Genomic DNA, 16,464 nt, shown 5'->3' on the forward strand with positions numbered 1-16,464 from the left:
CTACTTGCAAGGAAAGGGAACGGCCACTAAGGTAGCGCTGTCTCAGGACGCAGGCAATGTAATCTTTGGTAGCGGCCAACGCGCGCCCGCCGCCAAGCGTCCATACTGCGTAGGGACAAGACCAATAACACCGGGGAGGTGGCTGTTCGTCGACAACGAGACAGCGCTATCTCACCCGCAGGAGGTACTGATGAATTCTCCCCTGTCCGCCATCGTGGTGATGGGCGTGGCCGGTTGCGGCAAAAGCTGCATCGGCGCTGCCATCGCTGCCAGAAGCGGCGGCCGCCTGATCGAAGGTGACGCTTTCCACCCTGCCGAAAACATCCGCAAGATGAGCGCTGGCATCCCCCTGGACGACAGCGACCGTGCCGGTTGGCTGGTGCGTCTTGGTCAGGAGCTGCAAGCCACGACCCAGGCCGGGGAACGTCCGATCCTGACCTGTTCGGCCCTCAAGCGCCGCTATCGCGACTCCCTGCGCGACGCCATGCCCGGGCTGGTGTTCGTGTTCCTCGAGCTGTCACCCGCCGAGGCGGAGAAACGCGTGCTGGCCCGCCCCGGGCATTTCATGCCGGCGAGCCTCATCGATAGCCAATTCGCGGCCCTGGAGCCGCCACACGGCGAACCCCTGACCCTGGCGCTCGACGCCACCCAGCCCATCGAAGCGCTTGCCGAAGCGGTGGACAGCTGGCTAAAGGGCCGCAGTGAGCCGGGCCTGGCACAAACCGCCTGACCCAGGCGGTTTTCCCGGCCCAACCGAGACAGCGCTACCCTGCCCCTCAAGCGCAAGCAAATTTGCAAAAAAGCTACGCCAAAACAACGATAAGACCGAGGCCTTCAAACCATGTTCGGACTGGCTACTGATACCTTCCTGCTGCTCGACGCGCTGGTTACCATCGTCGGGCTGATCCTGCTGATCACCCACTTCAAAGTCCATCCCTTCGTCGCACTGACCATCGCGGCCGGCTTCCTTGGCCTGACCTCCGGCATGCCGGTGGCCAAGGTCATGAAATCGTTCCAGGACGGTTTTGGCGGTGTTCTGGGCTTCGTCGGCATCGTGCTCGCCCTGGGCACCATGCTTGGCAAGCTGATGGCCGACTCCGGGGGGGCCGATCAGATCGCGCAAACCCTCATCCGCGCCTTCGGCAAGAAGAACGTGCACTGGGCGATGATGTTCGCCGCCTTCCTGGTGGGTATCCCGCTGTTCTTCGAGATCGGCTTCGTGCTGCTGATCCCGCTGGTGTTCATCGTCGCCCGACGCTCCGGCGTATCACTGATCAAGATCGGCATTCCACTGCTGGCCGGCCTGTCGGTGGTGCACGGCCTGGTGCCCCCGCACCCGGGCCCGCTGCTGGCGATCGGCATCTTCCATGCCGACATCGGCAAGACCATTTTCTATGGCCTGATCGTGGCGCTGCCTACCGCCATCATCGCCGGCCCGCTGTTCGGTAATTTCATTTCCCGCTACATCCCGGGCACCCCGTCCCAGGAGCTGATGGACCAGATCGCCAAGGAGTCCGACCAGGGCAATCTGCCGAGCTTCACCATCACCCTGGTCACCGTGCTGCTGCCGGTGGTGCTGATGCTGCTGAAGACCTTCGCCGACGTGGTGCTGCCTGCCGAGCACATCGTGCGCCAGTGGATGGACCTGATCGGCCACCCCATCACCGCCCTGCTCGCTGCCCTGCTGCTGGCCTTCTATACCTTTGGCTCGGCCCGTGGCTTCAACCGTCAGCAGATCATGAAGATGCTCGACCAGAGCCTGGCCCCGACTGCGGCGATCGTGCTGATCGTGGGTGCCGGCGGCGGCTTCAAGCAGATGCTGGTAGACACCGGCGTGGGCAACGTGATCGGGCAGATGGCCGTACAGGCGGAGATTTCGCCCATCATGCTGGCCTGGCTGGTAGCAGCGGTAATCCGTATCGCCACCGGTTCCGCCACGGTCGCCACCATTACCGGTGCGGGCATCGTTGCACCGGTGATCGACCTGGTGCCGGGGGTCAACCGTGAGCTGCTGGTGCTGGCCACCGGCGCTGGCTCGTTGATTCTGTCCCACGTCAACGACGCCGGCTTCTGGCTGGTGAAGCAGTACTTCAACATGACCGTGGCGGAAACCTTCAAGACCTGGAGCATGATGGAGACCATCCTGTCGATCGTCGGCATCATCTTCATCATGTTGCTTTCGCTGGTGGTGTAACCGTTGATCGGGGTAATGGCACCTTGAAGCTTCGGGTAGGGCCGAAGGGAAGTATCAGCCCTACCAGAAGCAAAGGAGCCTGCCATGCCCCGCTCAAGCATCCTGCTGATTGCCCTGCTCGCCGCGCCGTTGGCCATTGCTGCCGGCACCGGCCCCACCTACCCCGACGACCCGCACAACCCGGCGCCCAAGCCGGGCGCGGACAGCACCCTCAACCCGATCGAAAAGCCCATGCCGCGGGACACAGACCCACGCATAAAGGGCAACGACCCGGACAGCCCGCCAGCTGAACAGAATGACAACCGGGATTTGCCAGGGATGGATGGCAGTGGCTCGGAAGGTACCGGACGGCAGGGAGCAGTTGATAATCAGCGTTGATCAATGCCTCTGAATGCAACTGTTTTGCTCAAATTCTAAAAGTTGCCGCAATCCCTGTAGGAGCGGCCTTGTGTCGCGAAAGGGCCGCAACGCGGCCCCAGGATTGATGCGCAACAGTTGAAATTGCTGGGGCTGCTTTGCAGCCCTTTCGCGACACAAGGCCGCTCCTACAGGTACAGCGACAACCTCGAGGCAATACCGCTCCCGCAAGCCCCTTGCTCACCACTGGCGCTTGTCCGGCCTGGTCAGCCCCAGCTTCTCGATCCGGTAACGCAGCATGTCCCGCGACAGCCCGAGCATGCGCGCCGACTTGGTCACGTTCCAGTCGGTGCGGTCCAGGGTCTTGCATACCAGGTCACGTTCCATGTCCGGCAGGCTGGTGCCAGGCTCCGGTTCGTGCCGAGGCATTTCGAACACCGCAGGCGCCGCCTGCTGCACCAGCGGCTCGTCGATCAAGGTCATGCACAGGTTGAGCTGGTGCGCCTGCACCACCTCGTTCGGCGCCAGCAGCACGGTCTGCTCCAGCATGTTGCGCAGTTCGCGCACGTTGCCTGGCCAGCTGTAACCGAGCATCAGGCTTTCCGCCTCGGCGGAAAAGCGCAGGTTCGGCTTGCCATAACGCCGGCCATGATGGGCCAGGAAATGCCGCGCCAGCAGCAGCACGTCCTGCCCGCGGGCATACAGGCGCGGTACCTTCAGGGCAATGATACGCAGGCGGAAGAACAGGTCGCGGCGGAACTTGCCCTGCTGCACCATCTGCTCCAGGTTGCAGTTGGTAGCGCTGATCACCCGCAGGTCGACCTTGCGCTCCTTCACCGCGCCAATCCGGCGGATACTGCGGTCTTCCAGCAACTTCAGCAGCTTGGCCTGGAGCACCAGGTCCATCTCGCCAATCTCGTCGAGGAACAGGGTGCCCCCATCGGCAGCCTCCACCAGGCCCACCCTGCGCTCCTTGGCATCGGTAAAGGCGCCCTTCTCGTGGCCAAACAGCTCGGCCTCCAGCAGGTTGGCCGGGATCGAGGCGCAGTTGAACTCGATGAACGGCCCCTTGCTGCGCGAACCATCAAAATGCAGGGCGCGGGCCACCAGCTCCTTGCCGGTACCGGTCTCGCCTTCGATCAGCACCGGTGGCAGGTCGTCGCTGGCCATGCGCCGTTCTGCATCCAGCACTTGGCGCAGGGTGTGCTTGAGGGTGAGCATCGCCGGTGATTCGCCGATCAATGCCTGCAACCCGGACTTCTGCGCCTCGCGCTCCTGGTAGAACGACAACGTGCGCTCCATGCGCTCGGCGGCCAGCGCCTTGTCCAGGGTCAGCTTGAGCTCGGCCAGCACCACGGGCTTGGTCAGGTAATGGAAGGCGCCCTCCTTCATTGCCTGCACGGCATCTTCCACGTTGCCATAGCCGGTCATCATGATCACTTTCAGGTCCGGCACCTGCGCCACCAAGGTACGCAGCAGGTCGTGCCCGCTCATGCCCGGCAGCGAGTTGTCGGTCAGCACCGCATCGGGCTGGCCCCGCTTTATCTGCTCCAGCGCCAGCTCCGCGCTGTGGCACACGGTGACCTCGAAGCCCTTGAGGCCGAGGTAGGTGCGAATATTGTCGGCGAGAATTTCATCATCCTCGACTACCAGGATGCTGTGCTCCATGGTCCCCTCCCGCTGCGATATTGAATGTGAGGCTGACGCGGGTTCCTTCCTCTTCGCGGCTGCTCAGGCTGACCGAGCCGCCAAAACGCTCCATGATGCGTTTGACCAGGGCCAGGCCTACACCCAGGCCGCCCTGCTTGGTGGTGTAGAACGGCTTGAACACCATCCGCTCCTGCTGTTGGCTCATGCCCTTGCCGGTGTCGCTAAGGACGAACTCGGCACGCTGCCCATCCTGCACATTGACCTGGGCGCACAGCATGCCACCTTCAGGCATGGCTTCCAGGGCATTGGAGAACAGGGTGTTGAGAATCTGCGTTAGCTGTAGCGGCTGGCTGGCCACCCATTGTGACCGGGGGCCTTCGTAGCAGAAGTGCACACCGTTGCGTTCGATCTGCTGGGCGAAGGCCAGGTGGGTGTCCTCGATGGCCGTCACCAGGTCCACGGCCTCGGCATCGTCACTGGTCGGGCGCAGCGACACCAGCAGGTCACGCACCCAGCGCGACATGCGGTCGACCTGGCTGATGATGTCGGTGATGTTCTTCTGCGCCGCGGGGTTGGCGATTTCCTGAGCCAGTTCGGCGCTGGAGCGAATGTTGGCCAGCGGGTTGCGCAAGCTATGCGCCACGGCCGAAGACATCTCGCCCAGGGCCACATAGGTTTCACTGGCCACCAGCCGGTCCTGCTGCAGGTGCAGCAGCTGCGCGGCGCGGCGCACGATCCAGAACAGGCCGAAGTAGACCAGCGCCCCGCCCACCAGGGTAGAAGCCCAGATCAGCACATAACCGCGCTGGATGCGCCACACCAGGTCCTGCGGCTCCTTGTAGACTTCCACCATGGCCAGCACCTGTTCGCCCTGGCTGTCGAACAGCGGGATGTAGTTCTCGATGAACAGGAAGCGCGGTTCACGCTGGAACTTCTGCTCTTCGCGGTCATCCTCGGCCTGGTGGTAGCTGGCCGATACCGTCTTGCGCGAGCGGAAGGCGCGGTCCAGGTCACCATCGGCCTCGATTCGCTTGCCGATCAGCTCCCGGTTGGTCGACCAGACAATGGTGCGGTCGCGGGCATAGACGTTGGCCAGCAAGGTGTCCGGCAGGTGCTCCACATGGTCGAGGAACTCGACCCGGGTCGATTCGGCCAGCTCCGGGGTGAACTGCAAGTGCTGCTGGTCCAGGCGCGGGTCAAGCAACTCGCCCATGGTGGTGCCCGGCGGCAACTGCGAATGACGTACTTCGGCCTGGGCCATGGCCTGGATGAACTGGGCGGTGAGCATGGCATCGCGCTCGACGCTGTCGCGCACCACGAAACGCGTCGACACATAACCCAGCCCGCCCGCCACCGAGGCGATGATCAGCAGGCTTATGACCGAAAACCAGCGCAGCAGGTTGAATTCGCGCAATGGCACGGCCACACCGTTGGCGGTAGTACTGGCCTTGTCAGGAACTTCTTTATCCAGCATCTGCATCGCGTGCTTCCCGCCCAGGGCGTCCATTCAGAAATGCATCAAGGCGACAAATAGTAGCCAATTGATAGCACTCCACCCGTGCAGCCGCAGCCGCCATTTGTCGTGTGTTGCGCTCTGCCTGTCACATTGCAAGAACCCAGCCAGCCACCATGCCGATTAAATTTATCCTTGATTATCAATAGCTTGCATACACATCTTAAATTAACTTGGAGGTCTATCCCCCACGTTTGGGGGTATTCACCCAAAAAACTTTAAATCCTTTATAAACAATTAGATACGAGCATTTATTAATGTAAGTCAGGAGCCCTTGACCAGCCGGAAACTCAGCGAAACCCGGGTGCCATGGCCTTCACTGCTGCTGAGGCGGACACTGCCCCCGAAGCGTTCCATGATGCGTTTCACCAACACCAGGCCCACGCCCAACCCACCCTGCTTGGTGGTGAAGAAAGGCCGGAAGGCCATGCGCTGCTGCTGTTCGGTCATGCCTTTGCCGTTGTCGGACAGGCGCAGGGTCAGGTTACGCCGGTCATGACGCACCACCTCGACACGCAACCGCCCACCCTGCTCCATCGACTCCAGCGCGTTGGCGATCAGGCTGCTGAAGATCTGCCGCAGTAACACCGGATGCCCCAGCACCTGCACTGCCGGTATCGGTTGCAGGTCAAGGCTCACTCCGCCGCGCGCCAGCGGCACTGCGTAGGTCTGCAGGCTTTCCTGCAATGCCAGCGGCAAATCCACCGCCACGGCCTCATCGTTGAGCGGGCGCAAGGACTGCAACATCTGGCGGATCCACTGCGACATGCGGTCGACCTGGCTGATGATGTCGTTGACGTTGCGCTGCGCCGGGCCATCGTCGAACGCCTGGGCCAACTCGGCACTGGAACGGATGCTGGCCAGCGGGTTGCGCAGGCTATGGGCCACCGCCGAGGACACCTCGCCCAGCGCCACGTAGGTTTCGTTGCTGATCAGCCGCTTCTGCTGCACCGCCAGCAGGCGCGCGGCGCGGTGCATGATGCCGTACAGGCCTACGTAGACCAGCGCGGCACCGATGGTGATCGCCAGCCAGATCAGGATCAGCCCATGCTCGATGCGCACGATCAGGTCATGGGGCTCCTTGTAGATCTCGACCATCGCCGTGACCTGCTCGCCATCGGAATCGAACAGCGGAATATAGTTTTCGATGAACAACTGCTCGGGTGGGATGACGAACTTCTGCTCGACGCGGGCCTGTTCGAAGTTGTGGTAACTGGCCGAGACTCGCATCTTGTACTCGAAAGCCTGCTCCAGGTCCTCGTCGCCTTCGATCAGCTTGCCGACCAGGGCCGGGTTGCTGGACCAGATCACCGTACGGTCCGGGGCATAGATGTTGGCCAGCAGCATGTCGGGCAGGTGCGCAATGTGGTCCAGGAACTCGCCACGCGCCCTGCGCCGGGCGTCCGGGTCGACATCGAGCAGGTTGGCGCGGTCGATGCGCGGGTCAAGCAGTTCACCCATGGTGCGCACATTAGGGATCGACACATGGCGCACTTCGGCATCGGCGATGGAGGTGATGAACTGCGCGGTGAGCAAGGCATCGCGCTCGATGCTCTCGTCGACGATGAAGCGGCTGGAAATCAACCCCAGCCCGACCGCTACCGAGAGGATGATGGCCAGGCTGACCCAGGCGTACCAGCGCAGCAGATTGAACGGCTTGCGTCGGGTGGCCAGTTCGTTACCGGCGGGTCCTTCAATAACGTCGGAACAAGGGGCGATGTCCATGGCGGACTCCACAACTGGGCACCTTCAGAAGGTTATAGCCCAGAGTTGGGGAAACCATCGGGTCAGCTTGGTGGCATCCGCCGAAGGGTATTGTCTTGTTTCCCGTATTGAACGCACCTGCCTTGCAAAAATCCAGATGCTCACACGGTCCCTGTGGGAGCGGCTTTAGCCGCGAACACCGGCGCAGCCGGTGCCATGCACCGCGTTGGATTCTTCGCGGCTAAAGCCGCTCCCACAGGGGTCGCACCAGCGTTGAAAGGGGCTACAGAGGCTAATCACCCGTCAACCCCTGCAAGCGGCGGTACTCCCGCAGCACATTCGGTACATAGCGCCGGGTCTCGGCAAACGGCGGTACCGCACCACGGCGCAGCACCGCGTCCGGGCCGGCGTTATAGGCCGCCACGGCCAGGGTGATGTCATTGTCGAACAAATTGAGCATGCGCTTGAGGTAGCGGGCCCCTCCCTGCACGTTGTCTTCCGGGTCCAGGCGGTTTTCCACGCCCATCTCGCGGGCAGTATCCGGCATCAATTGCATCAGCCCCACCGCGCCCGCTGGCGAACGCGCCTTGGGGTTGTAACCGGACTCGGCCTTGATCACCGCATGCAGCAACGCCGGGGGTACGTCGTGGGTGCGCGCCGCGGCGGCGACCAGCTTGGCGTAGGGGCGGCCGGTGATGAGCTGCGCGTTGGCCGGGCCGGCCTGGGCCTTAGGCTCGCTGATCACCGTTTCATAGAGGCGCCCGGGTCGATGGACGTTGGTCAGTATGTAGCTGCCTTTGGCGTCGATGGAAATATACACATCGGCCTGGGCAGCACCTGCCACCAGCCAGATCAAACCGAGAGTGAGTCCACGCATGTCGGTCGCCTCTTCGTGGTCTCCCCCGATGTTGGGGGATATACCCCGGAAAACCCGGGGTCGATGACCACGACGCAAGCACTGTGCCGCTTCGCGTGCCGCATGGTGCAAGGCGCCAGCGCAGGCGTGCACGGCTGTTGCATGGAGCCTGCAAAAGCTTGTCCCCATGCAGCGGAGGGCTTCACCATGCAGCGCAGAACCAACCCTCAACGTGGCTTCACCCTGCTCGAACTTTTGGTGGTGCTGGTGGTGCTCGGCCTGTTGGCCGGTATCGTCGCGCCCAAGTACTTCAGCCAGCTCGGCCGCTCCGAAGCCAAGGTGGCGCGGGCGCAGATAGAGGGGCTGAGCAAGGCCCTGGACCTGTACCGCCTGGAAGTCGGCCACTACCCCAGCAGTGAGCAAGGCCTGCAGGCCCTGGTGATCGCCCCCAATGGCGAAGCGCGCTGGACCGGCCCGTACCTGCAGAAGGCCGTGCCGCAAGACCCGTGGGGCCGCGCTTACATCTACCGGCAACCCGGCGAGAACGGCGGCGAGTACGACCTGCTGTCGATGGGCAAGGACGGCCAGCCCGGTGGCGACGGGGAAAACGCCGAAATCACCAGTTGGCAGTAGGGAGAACGGCCATGCGCTACAGCCTCAAGGCCCTGGGCAGGCAGGGTGTGGTGCAGTTGCAGATCGACGCCGAGGACGCCGACCAGGCCCGCCGCCAGGTCGAGGACCAGGGCTTGCGCGTGCTCAGCCTGCGTGGCCACGGCGGCGCCTTGCGCGGCATGGCCTGGCGCCGCGAAGCAAGTTTTGACCTGGTGCTGTTCAGCCAGGAACTCTCGACCCTGCTCAACGCCGGCCTGCCGCTGATCGACGCGCTGGAAAGCCTGGCGGAAAAGGCCCCCGCAGCCGCAGCGCGCAAAGTGCTCGCCGAACTGGTCCGCCAACTGTACGAAGGACGCTCGCTGTCCCAGGCCCTGGGCCAGCAGCCACGGGTGTTCCCGCCGCTATACGTGGCGCTGGTGCAGTCCAGCGAGCGTACCGGCGCGCTCGGCGACGCCCTCGCCCGCTACATAAGCTACCGCCAGCGCCTGGACCTGGTCCGGCAGAAGCTGGTGGGTGCCTCGGTCTACCCGATGCTGCTATTGCTGGTGGGCGGTGGCGTGGTGCTGTTCCTGCTTGGCTACGTGGTGCCGCGTTTCAGCCAGGTGTTCGAGGGCATGGGCACCGAGTTGCCCTGGCTGTCTCGGCTGCTGATGCAGATCGGGCTATTCCTGCATGCCCAGCAACTACCGCTGGCATTGGGCGCCCTCGGTGCGGCCACTGCGCTGTGGCTGCTGCGCCGCCAGCCATGGGTACGGCGCTGGGCAGCCTGTCAGCTGCGGCGCCTGCCGGCACTTCACCAACGCCTGATGATGTACGAACTGGCGCGCTTCTATCGCTCGTTGGGCATCCTGCTGCAAGGCGGTATCCCCATCCTCACCGCCATGGGCATGGCCCGCGGCCTGCTCGGCAGCGCGGCGGCCGAGGGCCTGGAGCACGCCAGCCAGCGGGTCGCCGAAGGGTTGCCGCTGTCCGATGCACTGGAGGCCGGGCAACTGGTGACGCCGGTATCGTTGCGCCTGCTGCGCGCCGGCGAGCAGTCCGGCAACCTGGGCGAGATGCTGGAGCGCTGCGCCGACTTCCATGACCAGGAAATCGGCCGCTGGGTGGAATGGTTCGTCAAGCTGTTCGAACCGCTGCTGATGACCTTCATCGGCCTGCTGATCGGCCTGATCGTGATCCTGATGTACATGCCGATCTTCGAACTGGCCTCGAGCATTCACTGAAATCCCAGGCCCAGAATGAAAGCCCACGACCGAGCTGGCCATGTCTGCAATCGATGAATGATCTGCTCATATCATTCATCGTGATAATAACCTTCGTCCCGTTCGATTCGTGCCTCACGCGCAAGACACTCACACTCCGCCCACTACTAATACATTGGCGGAGTTCTCCATGGAACAATCATTCAAACCCTTGCGCTTCCCCCTCGCTGCCCTGGCAGTGGTGGTGATCAGCGCTTGTGGCCGAACCCCAGACGCAGTGCAGGCTCCCACCGCGCCGAAGGTCAGCGTGGCCAAGGTGATCGAGCAACCGATCAATGAATGGGACGAGTTCACCGGCCGCCTCGAAGCGCCGGAAACCGTCGAGGTACGCCCACGGGTCTCCGGCCAGATCGACCTGGTAGCCTTCACCGAAGGCGCCCAGGTCAAGAAAGGCGACCTGCTGTTCCAGATCGATCCACGCCCGTTCCAGGCAGAGGTCCGCCGCCTCGAAGCCCAACTGCAGCAGGCCAAGGCCACCGCCATTCGCAGCGCCAACGAAGCCCGCCGTGGCGAACGCCTGCGTGACAGCAACGCCATTTCCGCAGAACTGGCCGAATCGCGTAGCAGCGCCGCCGCCGAAGCCCGCGCCGGGGTCGACGCGATCCAGGCCCAGCTCGACCTGGCACGCCTGAACCTCAGTTTCACCCGTGTCACCGCGCCCATCAGCGGCCGTGTCAGCCGCGCCCAGTTCACCGCCGGCAACATCGTCACCGCCGATGTCACCCCGCTGACCAGCGTGGTCTCCACCGACAAGGTCTACGCCTACTTCGACGCCGACGAGCGCGTGTACCTCAAGTACACCCAGCTGGCCCGCGAAGGCCAGCGCGGCCAGAGCACCCCGGTGTACCTGGGCCTGACCAACGAAACCGGCAACCCGCACCTGGGCCAGATGAACTTCGTCGACAACCAGGTCAACCCGCGCACCGGCACCATCCGTGGCCGTGCGGTGTTCGACAACAGCGACGGCCAGTTCACCCCAGGCCTGTATGCACGCCTGAAGCTGGTAGGCAGCGCCCAGTACCAGGCCGTGCTGATCAACGACGAAGCCGTGGGCACCGACCTTGGCAAGAAGTTCGTGCTGGTCATGGACAAGGACAACAAGGCCGCCTACCGCGCCGTGGAGCTGGGGCCGAAGCTGGAAGGCCTGCGCATCGTGCGCAGCGGCCTGGGCAAGGACGACCGCATCGTGGTCAAGGGCCTGCAGCGTGTGCGCCCTGGCTCACCGGTCACCCCGGAAGAGACACCGATGGCCAGCGAACAGACCCTCGCCGCCCTCGCCCAGCAGCGCCAGGCCCTGGAGGCCAGCAACCCGGCGCCGAAGGTGGCGGGCAACAACGTGAAAGTCGCCAGCGCCCAGGCGCCACGCGGTTAAGGGACCACACCGATGAACTTCTCGAAATTCTTCATTACCCGGCCAATCTTCGCCGCGGTGCTGTCGCTGGTGCTGCTGATCGCGGGTTCGATCTCGCTGTTCCAGCTGCCGATCAGCGAATACCCCGAAGTGGTGCCGCCCACCGTGGTGGTGCGCGCCAACTTCCCAGGCGCCAACCCCAAGGTCATCGGCGAAACCGTGGCCGCGCCACTGGAGCAGGCGATTACCGGCGTGGAGAACATGCTGTACATGTCCTCCCAGTCCACCGCTGACGGCAAGCTGACGCTGACCATCACCTTCGCCCTGGGCACCGACCTGGACAACGCCCAGGTGCAGGTGCAGAACCGCGTCACCCGTACCCAGCCCAAGCTGCCCGAGGAAGTGACCCGCATTGGTATCACGGTCGACAAGGCCTCGCCCGACCTGACCATGGTCGTGCACCTGACCTCGCCGGACAACCGCTACGACATGCTCTACCTGTCCAACTACGCCATCCTCAACATCAAGGACGAGCTGGCGCGCCTGGGCGGCGTGGGCGATGTGCAGCTGTTCGGCATGGGCGACTACTCGCTGCGCGTGTGGCTGGACCCGAACAAGACCGCTTCGCGCAACCTCACCGCCAGTGATGTGGTGGCTGCAATCCGCGAGCAGAACCGCCAGGTAGCCGCCGGCCAGCTGGGCGCCCCACCCGCCCCCGGTTCGACCAGCTTCCAGCTGTCGATCAACACCCAGGGTCGCCTGGTCAATGAGGAAGAGTTCGAGAACATCATCATCCGCGCCGGTGCCGATGGCGAAATCACCCGCCTGAAGGACATCGCCCGGGTCGAACTCGGCTCCAGCCAGTACGCCCTGCGTTCGCTGCTGAACAACCAGCCGGCGGTGGCCATTCCGATCTTCCAGCGCCCAGGCTCCAACGCCATCGAGATCTCCGACGAAGTGCGGGCGAAGATGGCCGAGCTGAAGAAGGACTTCCCCGAGGGCATGGACTACAGCATCGTCTATGACCCGACCGTGTTCGTTCGCGGCTCCATCGAGGCCGTGGTGCATACCCTTTTCGAAGCGCTGGTGCTGGTGGTGCTGGTCGTCATCCTGTTCCTGCAGACCTGGCGTGCCTCGATCATCCCGCTGATGGCCGTGCCGGTATCGCTGATCGGTACCTTCGCCGTGATGCACCTGTTCGGCTTCTCGCTCAACGCGCTGTCATTGTTCGGCCTGGTCCTGGCCATCGGTATCGTGGTGGACGATGCCATCGTCGTGGTGGAGAACGTCGAGCGCAACATCGGCCTGGGCCTGAAACCGCTGGAAGCCACGCAAAAGGCCATGGGCGAAGTGACCGGCCCGATCATCGCCACCGCCCTGGTGCTGTGCGCGGTGTTCGTACCTGCTGCGTTCATTTCCGGCCTCACCGGGCAGTTCTACAAGCAGTTCGCCCTGACCATCGCGATCTCGACCGTGATCTCGGCGTTCAATTCGCTGACCCTGTCGCCGGCCCTGGCTGCCGTGCTGCTGAAGGACCACCATGCGCCCAAGGACCGTTTCTCGCGGTTCCTGGAAAAACTGTTGGGCAGCTGGCTGTTCGCCCCGTTCAACCGCTTCTTCGACCGCGCTTCCAGCCGCTACGTCGGCGGCGTGCGTCGGGTCATCCGCTCCAGCGGCATCGCCCTGTTCGTCTATGCCGGCCTGATGGGCCTGACCTACCTCGGCTTCTCGTCCACCCCGACCGGTTTCGTGCCGGCCCAGGACAAGCAGTACCTGGTGGCGTTCGCCCAGCTGCCTGACGCGGCCAGCCTCGATCGCACCGAAGCGGTGATCAAGCGCATGAGCGAAATCGCCCTGAAGCAGCCTGGCGTGGCCGACTCGGTAGCCTTCCCAGGCCTGTCGATCAACGGTTTCACCAACAGCCCGAACAGCGGCATCGTGTTCACCCCGCTCAAGCCGTTCGACGAGCGCAAGGACCCGAGCCAGTCGGCGGCGGCCATCGCGGCTGCGCTGAATGCCCAGTTCGCCGACATCCAGGACGCCTACATCGCGATCTTCCCGCCACCGCCGGTACAAGGCCTGGGCACCATCGGCGGCTTCCGTCTGCAGATCGAAGACCGTGGCAACCTGGGCTACGAGGCGCTGTACAAGGAAACCCAGAACATCATCGCCAAGAGCCACAACGTGCCGGAACTGGCGGGCCTGTTCACCAGCTACCAGGTCAACGTGCCCCAGGTCGATGCCGCCATCGACCGGGAAAAGGCCAAGACCCACGGTGTGGCGATCACCGACATCTTCGACACCCTGCAGGTCTACCTGGGCTCGCTGTACACCAACGACTTCAACCGCTTTGGCCGTACCTATCAGGTCAACGTCCAGGCCGAGCAGCAGTTCCGCCTCGATGCCGAGCAGATCGGCCAGCTGAAGGTGCGCAACAACCTCGGCGAGATGATCCCGCTGGCGACCTTCCTCAAGGTCAGCGACACCTCCGGGCCTGACCGGGTGATGCACTACAACGGTTTCATCACCGCCGAGATCAACGGCGCCGCGGCACCGGGCTACAGCTCCGGCCAGGCCGAAGCTGCCATCGAGAAGCTGCTGAAGGAGGAACTGCCCAACGGCATGACCTTCGAGTGGACCGACCTGACCTACCAGCAGATCCTTTCGGGCAATACCGCGCTGTTCGTGTTCCCGCTGTGCGTGCTGCTGGCCTTCCTGGTGCTTGCCGCCCAGTACGAAAGCTGGAGCCTGCCGCTGGCAGTGATCCTGATCGTGCCGATGACCCTGTTGTCGGCCATCACCGGGGTGATCGTGTCGGGGGGTGACAACAACATCTTCACCCAGATCGGCCTGATCGTACTGGTGGGCCTGGCGTGCAAGAACGCGATCCTGATCGTCGAGTTCGCCAAGGACGAACAGGCCAAGGGGCTCGACCCGCTGGCTGCGGTACTGGAAGCCTGCCGCCTGCGCCTGCGGCCGATCCTGATGACCTCGATCGCCTTCATCATGGGTGTGGTTCCACTGGTGTTCAGCTCCGGTGCCGGTTCTGAAATGCGCCATGCCATGGGCGTGGCGGTGTTCTCGGGAATGATCGGGGTTACCGTGTTCGGCCTGTTCCTGACCCCGGTGTTCTTCTTCCTGATTCGCCGTTTCGTCGAGCGTCGCCAGGCCCGCAAGGCCGAACGCGCCCAATCGCTGGAGAGCCATGCATGAACCTGCTCAAACCCTTGACCCCGAGCCTGCTGGCGCTCGCCCTGGCGGCCTGTGCAGTAGGCCCGGACTACCAGGCGCCAGCCACCGAGCCCGCGCAGTTGGCCAGCGACATACAGGCCAAGGCCTACGACCGTAGCCGTTTCGAAAGCCTGTGGTGGAAGCAGTTCGACGACCCGGTGCTGAACCAGCTGGTGCAGGCTTCGCTGGATGGCAACCGTGACCTGCGCGTGGCCTTCGCCCGCCTGAAGTCGGCCCGTTCGATCCGTGAAGACGCCGAAAACGATCAGTTTCCGGTGGTCACCAGCCGCGCCAGCAGCGACATCGGCAAGGGCCAGATCCCCGGCCAGACCACGCAGCGGGTAAACAGTGAGCGCTACGACCTGGGCCTGGACATGGCCTGGGAGCTTGACCTGTTCGGCCGCATCCAGCGCCAGATCGAAGCCAGCGAAGCCCAGGAAGCAGTAGCCGCGGCCGACCTGCAGCAGCTGCAGGTCAGCCTGATCGCCGAACTGGTGGATGCTTACGGCCAGCTGCGTGGCGCGCAGTTGCGCGAGAAGATCGCCCTGGCCAACCTCAAGACCCAGCAGGAATCGCGGGCCATCACCGAAACCCTGCGCGATGCCGGCGTGGGCAACGACCTTGATGTGGTGCGGGCCGACGCGCGCCTGGCCGGGGTCGAAGCCACCGTGCCGCAACTGCAGGCGGAACAGGCACGGGCCCGGCATCGCATCGCCACCCTGCTCGGTCAGCGCCCCGAGGCGCTCAGCGTCGACCTGTCGCCCAAGGCCCTGCCGGCCATCGCCAAGGCGCTACCGGTGGGTGACCCGGGAGAACTGCTGCGCCGCCGCCCGGACATCCGCAGCGCCGAACGCCAGCTGGCGGCTGCCACCGCCAACGTTGGCGTGGCCACGGCCGATTTGTTCCCACGCGTCAGCCTCAGTGGCTTCCTCGGCTTTACTGCTGCCCGTGGTTCGCAGATAGGCTCCTCGGCAGCCAATGCCTGGGCGCTGGGCCCGAGCATAACGTGGGCCGCCTTCGACCTGGGCAGCGTGCGCGCCCGACTGCGCGGTGCCAAGGCCGATGCCGAGGGGGCACTGGCCAACTATGAACAGCAGGTATTGCTGGCCCTGGAAGAATCGGCCAACGCCTTCAGCGACTACGACAAGACCCAACAGCGGCTGTTGTCGCTGATGCGCCAGAGCGACGCCAGCCGCAAGGCGGCGGAACTGGCCTCGATTCGCTATCGCGAGGGTACGGTGGATTACCTGGTGCTGCTCGATGCCGAGCGTGAGCGGCTGAGCGCCGAAGATGCTCAAGCCCAGGGCGAGGTCGAGCTGTACCGCGGCATCGTCTCCATCTACAAGGCCCTGGGCGGCGGCTGGCAACCGGAGACTGTAGCCAGCGCGCGCTGATACACCCGTTTCAACGACTCCTTTGGTTGGCTCCTCCCCCAACCGTTTGCCCCGCAGGCCTTGGTCCGCGGGGCTTTTTTATGCTGATTGAGGGTGTGTGCAGGGTGCATGCCTCTGAATCTTCAGCGCCTATGAGATCGAGCGCCGCCCGCGCGGCGCATCGCCGGCAAGCCAGCTCCCACAGGTACTCCACCGCTTTTGAGACCTGTGGTTCACCTGTGGTAGCTGGCTTGTGCATGCCTTGAAGTTGGTGCGGACCATGTAGGAGCTGGCTTGCTGGCGATCGAGGGCAAAGCCCTCGCCTAGGTTCTAGAGCTGTAAGACATTTCCGAACCAGAAA

General features: G+C 63.9%; 12 protein-coding genes. 8 read left to right on the forward strand and 4 right to left on the reverse strand.

The annotated features are described in order from the left end of the window. The first annotated feature begins 190 nt into the window (after nt 1-190). The 3 genes from AC2T3R_RS14115 to AC2T3R_RS14125 all read left to right on the forward strand — a co-directional run bounded on the left by AC2T3R_RS14115 (nt 191) and on the right by AC2T3R_RS14125 (nt 2,572). Nucleotides 191-730: a gluconokinase gene (locus AC2T3R_RS14115; RefSeq protein ID WP_015270531.1), complete on the forward strand. Its 540-nt coding sequence runs from the start codon at nt 191-193 to the stop codon at nt 728-730. A gap of 111 nt (nt 731-841) precedes the next feature. Beyond that, on the forward strand, nt 842-2,194 hold the full coding sequence (locus AC2T3R_RS14120) for a GntP family permease (RefSeq protein ID WP_015270532.1): 1,353 nt from the start codon (nt 842-844) through the stop codon (nt 2,192-2,194). 84 nt (nt 2,195-2,278) lie between these two features. Beyond that, nucleotides 2,279-2,572, forward strand: a complete 294-nt coding sequence (locus AC2T3R_RS14125; protein ID WP_486743806.1) for a hypothetical protein — start codon at nt 2,279-2,281, stop codon at nt 2,570-2,572. 219 nt (nt 2,573-2,791) lie between these two features. Here the strand turns inward: AC2T3R_RS14125 and AC2T3R_RS14130 are convergent, their stop codons facing one another. The 4 genes from AC2T3R_RS14130 to AC2T3R_RS14145 all read right to left on the reverse strand — a co-directional run bounded on the left by AC2T3R_RS14130 (nt 2,792) and on the right by AC2T3R_RS14145 (nt 8,295). Further along, nucleotides 2,792-4,219, reverse strand: coding sequence for a sigma-54-dependent transcriptional regulator (locus tag AC2T3R_RS14130; RefSeq protein ID WP_015270534.1), 1,428 nt, complete (start codon nt 4,217-4,219; stop codon nt 2,792-2,794). Then, nucleotides 4,188-5,681 (reverse strand): sensor histidine kinase, encoded by a 1,494-nt coding sequence (locus AC2T3R_RS14135; RefSeq protein ID WP_486743807.1) that lies wholly within the window; start codon nt 5,679-5,681, stop codon nt 4,188-4,190. Before AC2T3R_RS14135 ends, AC2T3R_RS14130 begins: the two co-directional genes overlap by 32 nt. 297 nt (nt 5,682-5,978) lie before the next feature. After that, nucleotides 5,979-7,439: a sensor histidine kinase gene (locus tag AC2T3R_RS14140; protein WP_486743808.1), complete on the reverse strand. Its 1,461-nt coding sequence runs from the start codon at nt 7,437-7,439 to the stop codon at nt 5,979-5,981. A gap of 271 nt (nt 7,440-7,710) precedes the next feature. Further along, nucleotides 7,711-8,295 carry a lytic transglycosylase domain-containing protein gene (locus AC2T3R_RS14145; protein ID WP_410952398.1) on the reverse strand — a complete coding sequence of 195 codons (585 nt, stop codon included), beginning with the start codon at nt 8,293-8,295 and terminating at the stop codon, nt 7,711-7,713. Between the two features lie 186 nt (nt 8,296-8,481). Here AC2T3R_RS14145 and gspG point away from each other — a divergent pair, with 186 nt between their 5' ends. The 5 genes from gspG to AC2T3R_RS14170 all read left to right on the forward strand — a co-directional run bounded on the left by gspG (nt 8,482) and on the right by AC2T3R_RS14170 (nt 16,124). Then, nucleotides 8,482-8,907, forward strand: coding sequence for a type II secretion system major pseudopilin GspG (gene gspG / locus AC2T3R_RS14150; RefSeq protein WP_410952397.1), 426 nt, complete (start codon nt 8,482-8,484; stop codon nt 8,905-8,907). A gap of 11 nt (nt 8,908-8,918) precedes the next feature. After that, a complete protein-coding gene (locus AC2T3R_RS14155; RefSeq protein WP_061552569.1) occupies nt 8,919-10,109 on the forward strand; it encodes a type II secretion system F family protein in 1,191 nt (396 codons plus the stop codon). Nucleotides 10,110-10,278: 169 nt separating this feature from the next. Further along, complete coding sequence (gene mexE / locus AC2T3R_RS14160) at nt 10,279-11,520, forward strand: multidrug efflux RND transporter periplasmic adaptor subunit MexE (protein WP_015270540.1); 1,242 nt, start codon at nt 10,279-10,281, stop codon at nt 11,518-11,520. A gap of 12 nt (nt 11,521-11,532) precedes the next feature. After that, nucleotides 11,533-14,712: an efflux RND transporter permease subunit gene (locus AC2T3R_RS14165; RefSeq protein WP_039614707.1), complete on the forward strand. Its 3,180-nt coding sequence runs from the start codon at nt 11,533-11,535 to the stop codon at nt 14,710-14,712. Further along, nucleotides 14,709-16,124 carry an efflux transporter outer membrane subunit gene (locus AC2T3R_RS14170; protein ID WP_015270542.1) on the forward strand — a complete coding sequence of 472 codons (1,416 nt, stop codon included), beginning with the start codon at nt 14,709-14,711 and terminating at the stop codon, nt 16,122-16,124. Before AC2T3R_RS14165 ends, AC2T3R_RS14170 begins: the two co-directional genes overlap by 4 nt. The last annotated feature ends 340 nt before the right edge of the window (nt 16,125-16,464 follow it).

The organism is Pseudomonas sp. PVC-5-1 (genome assembly GCF_057444345.1).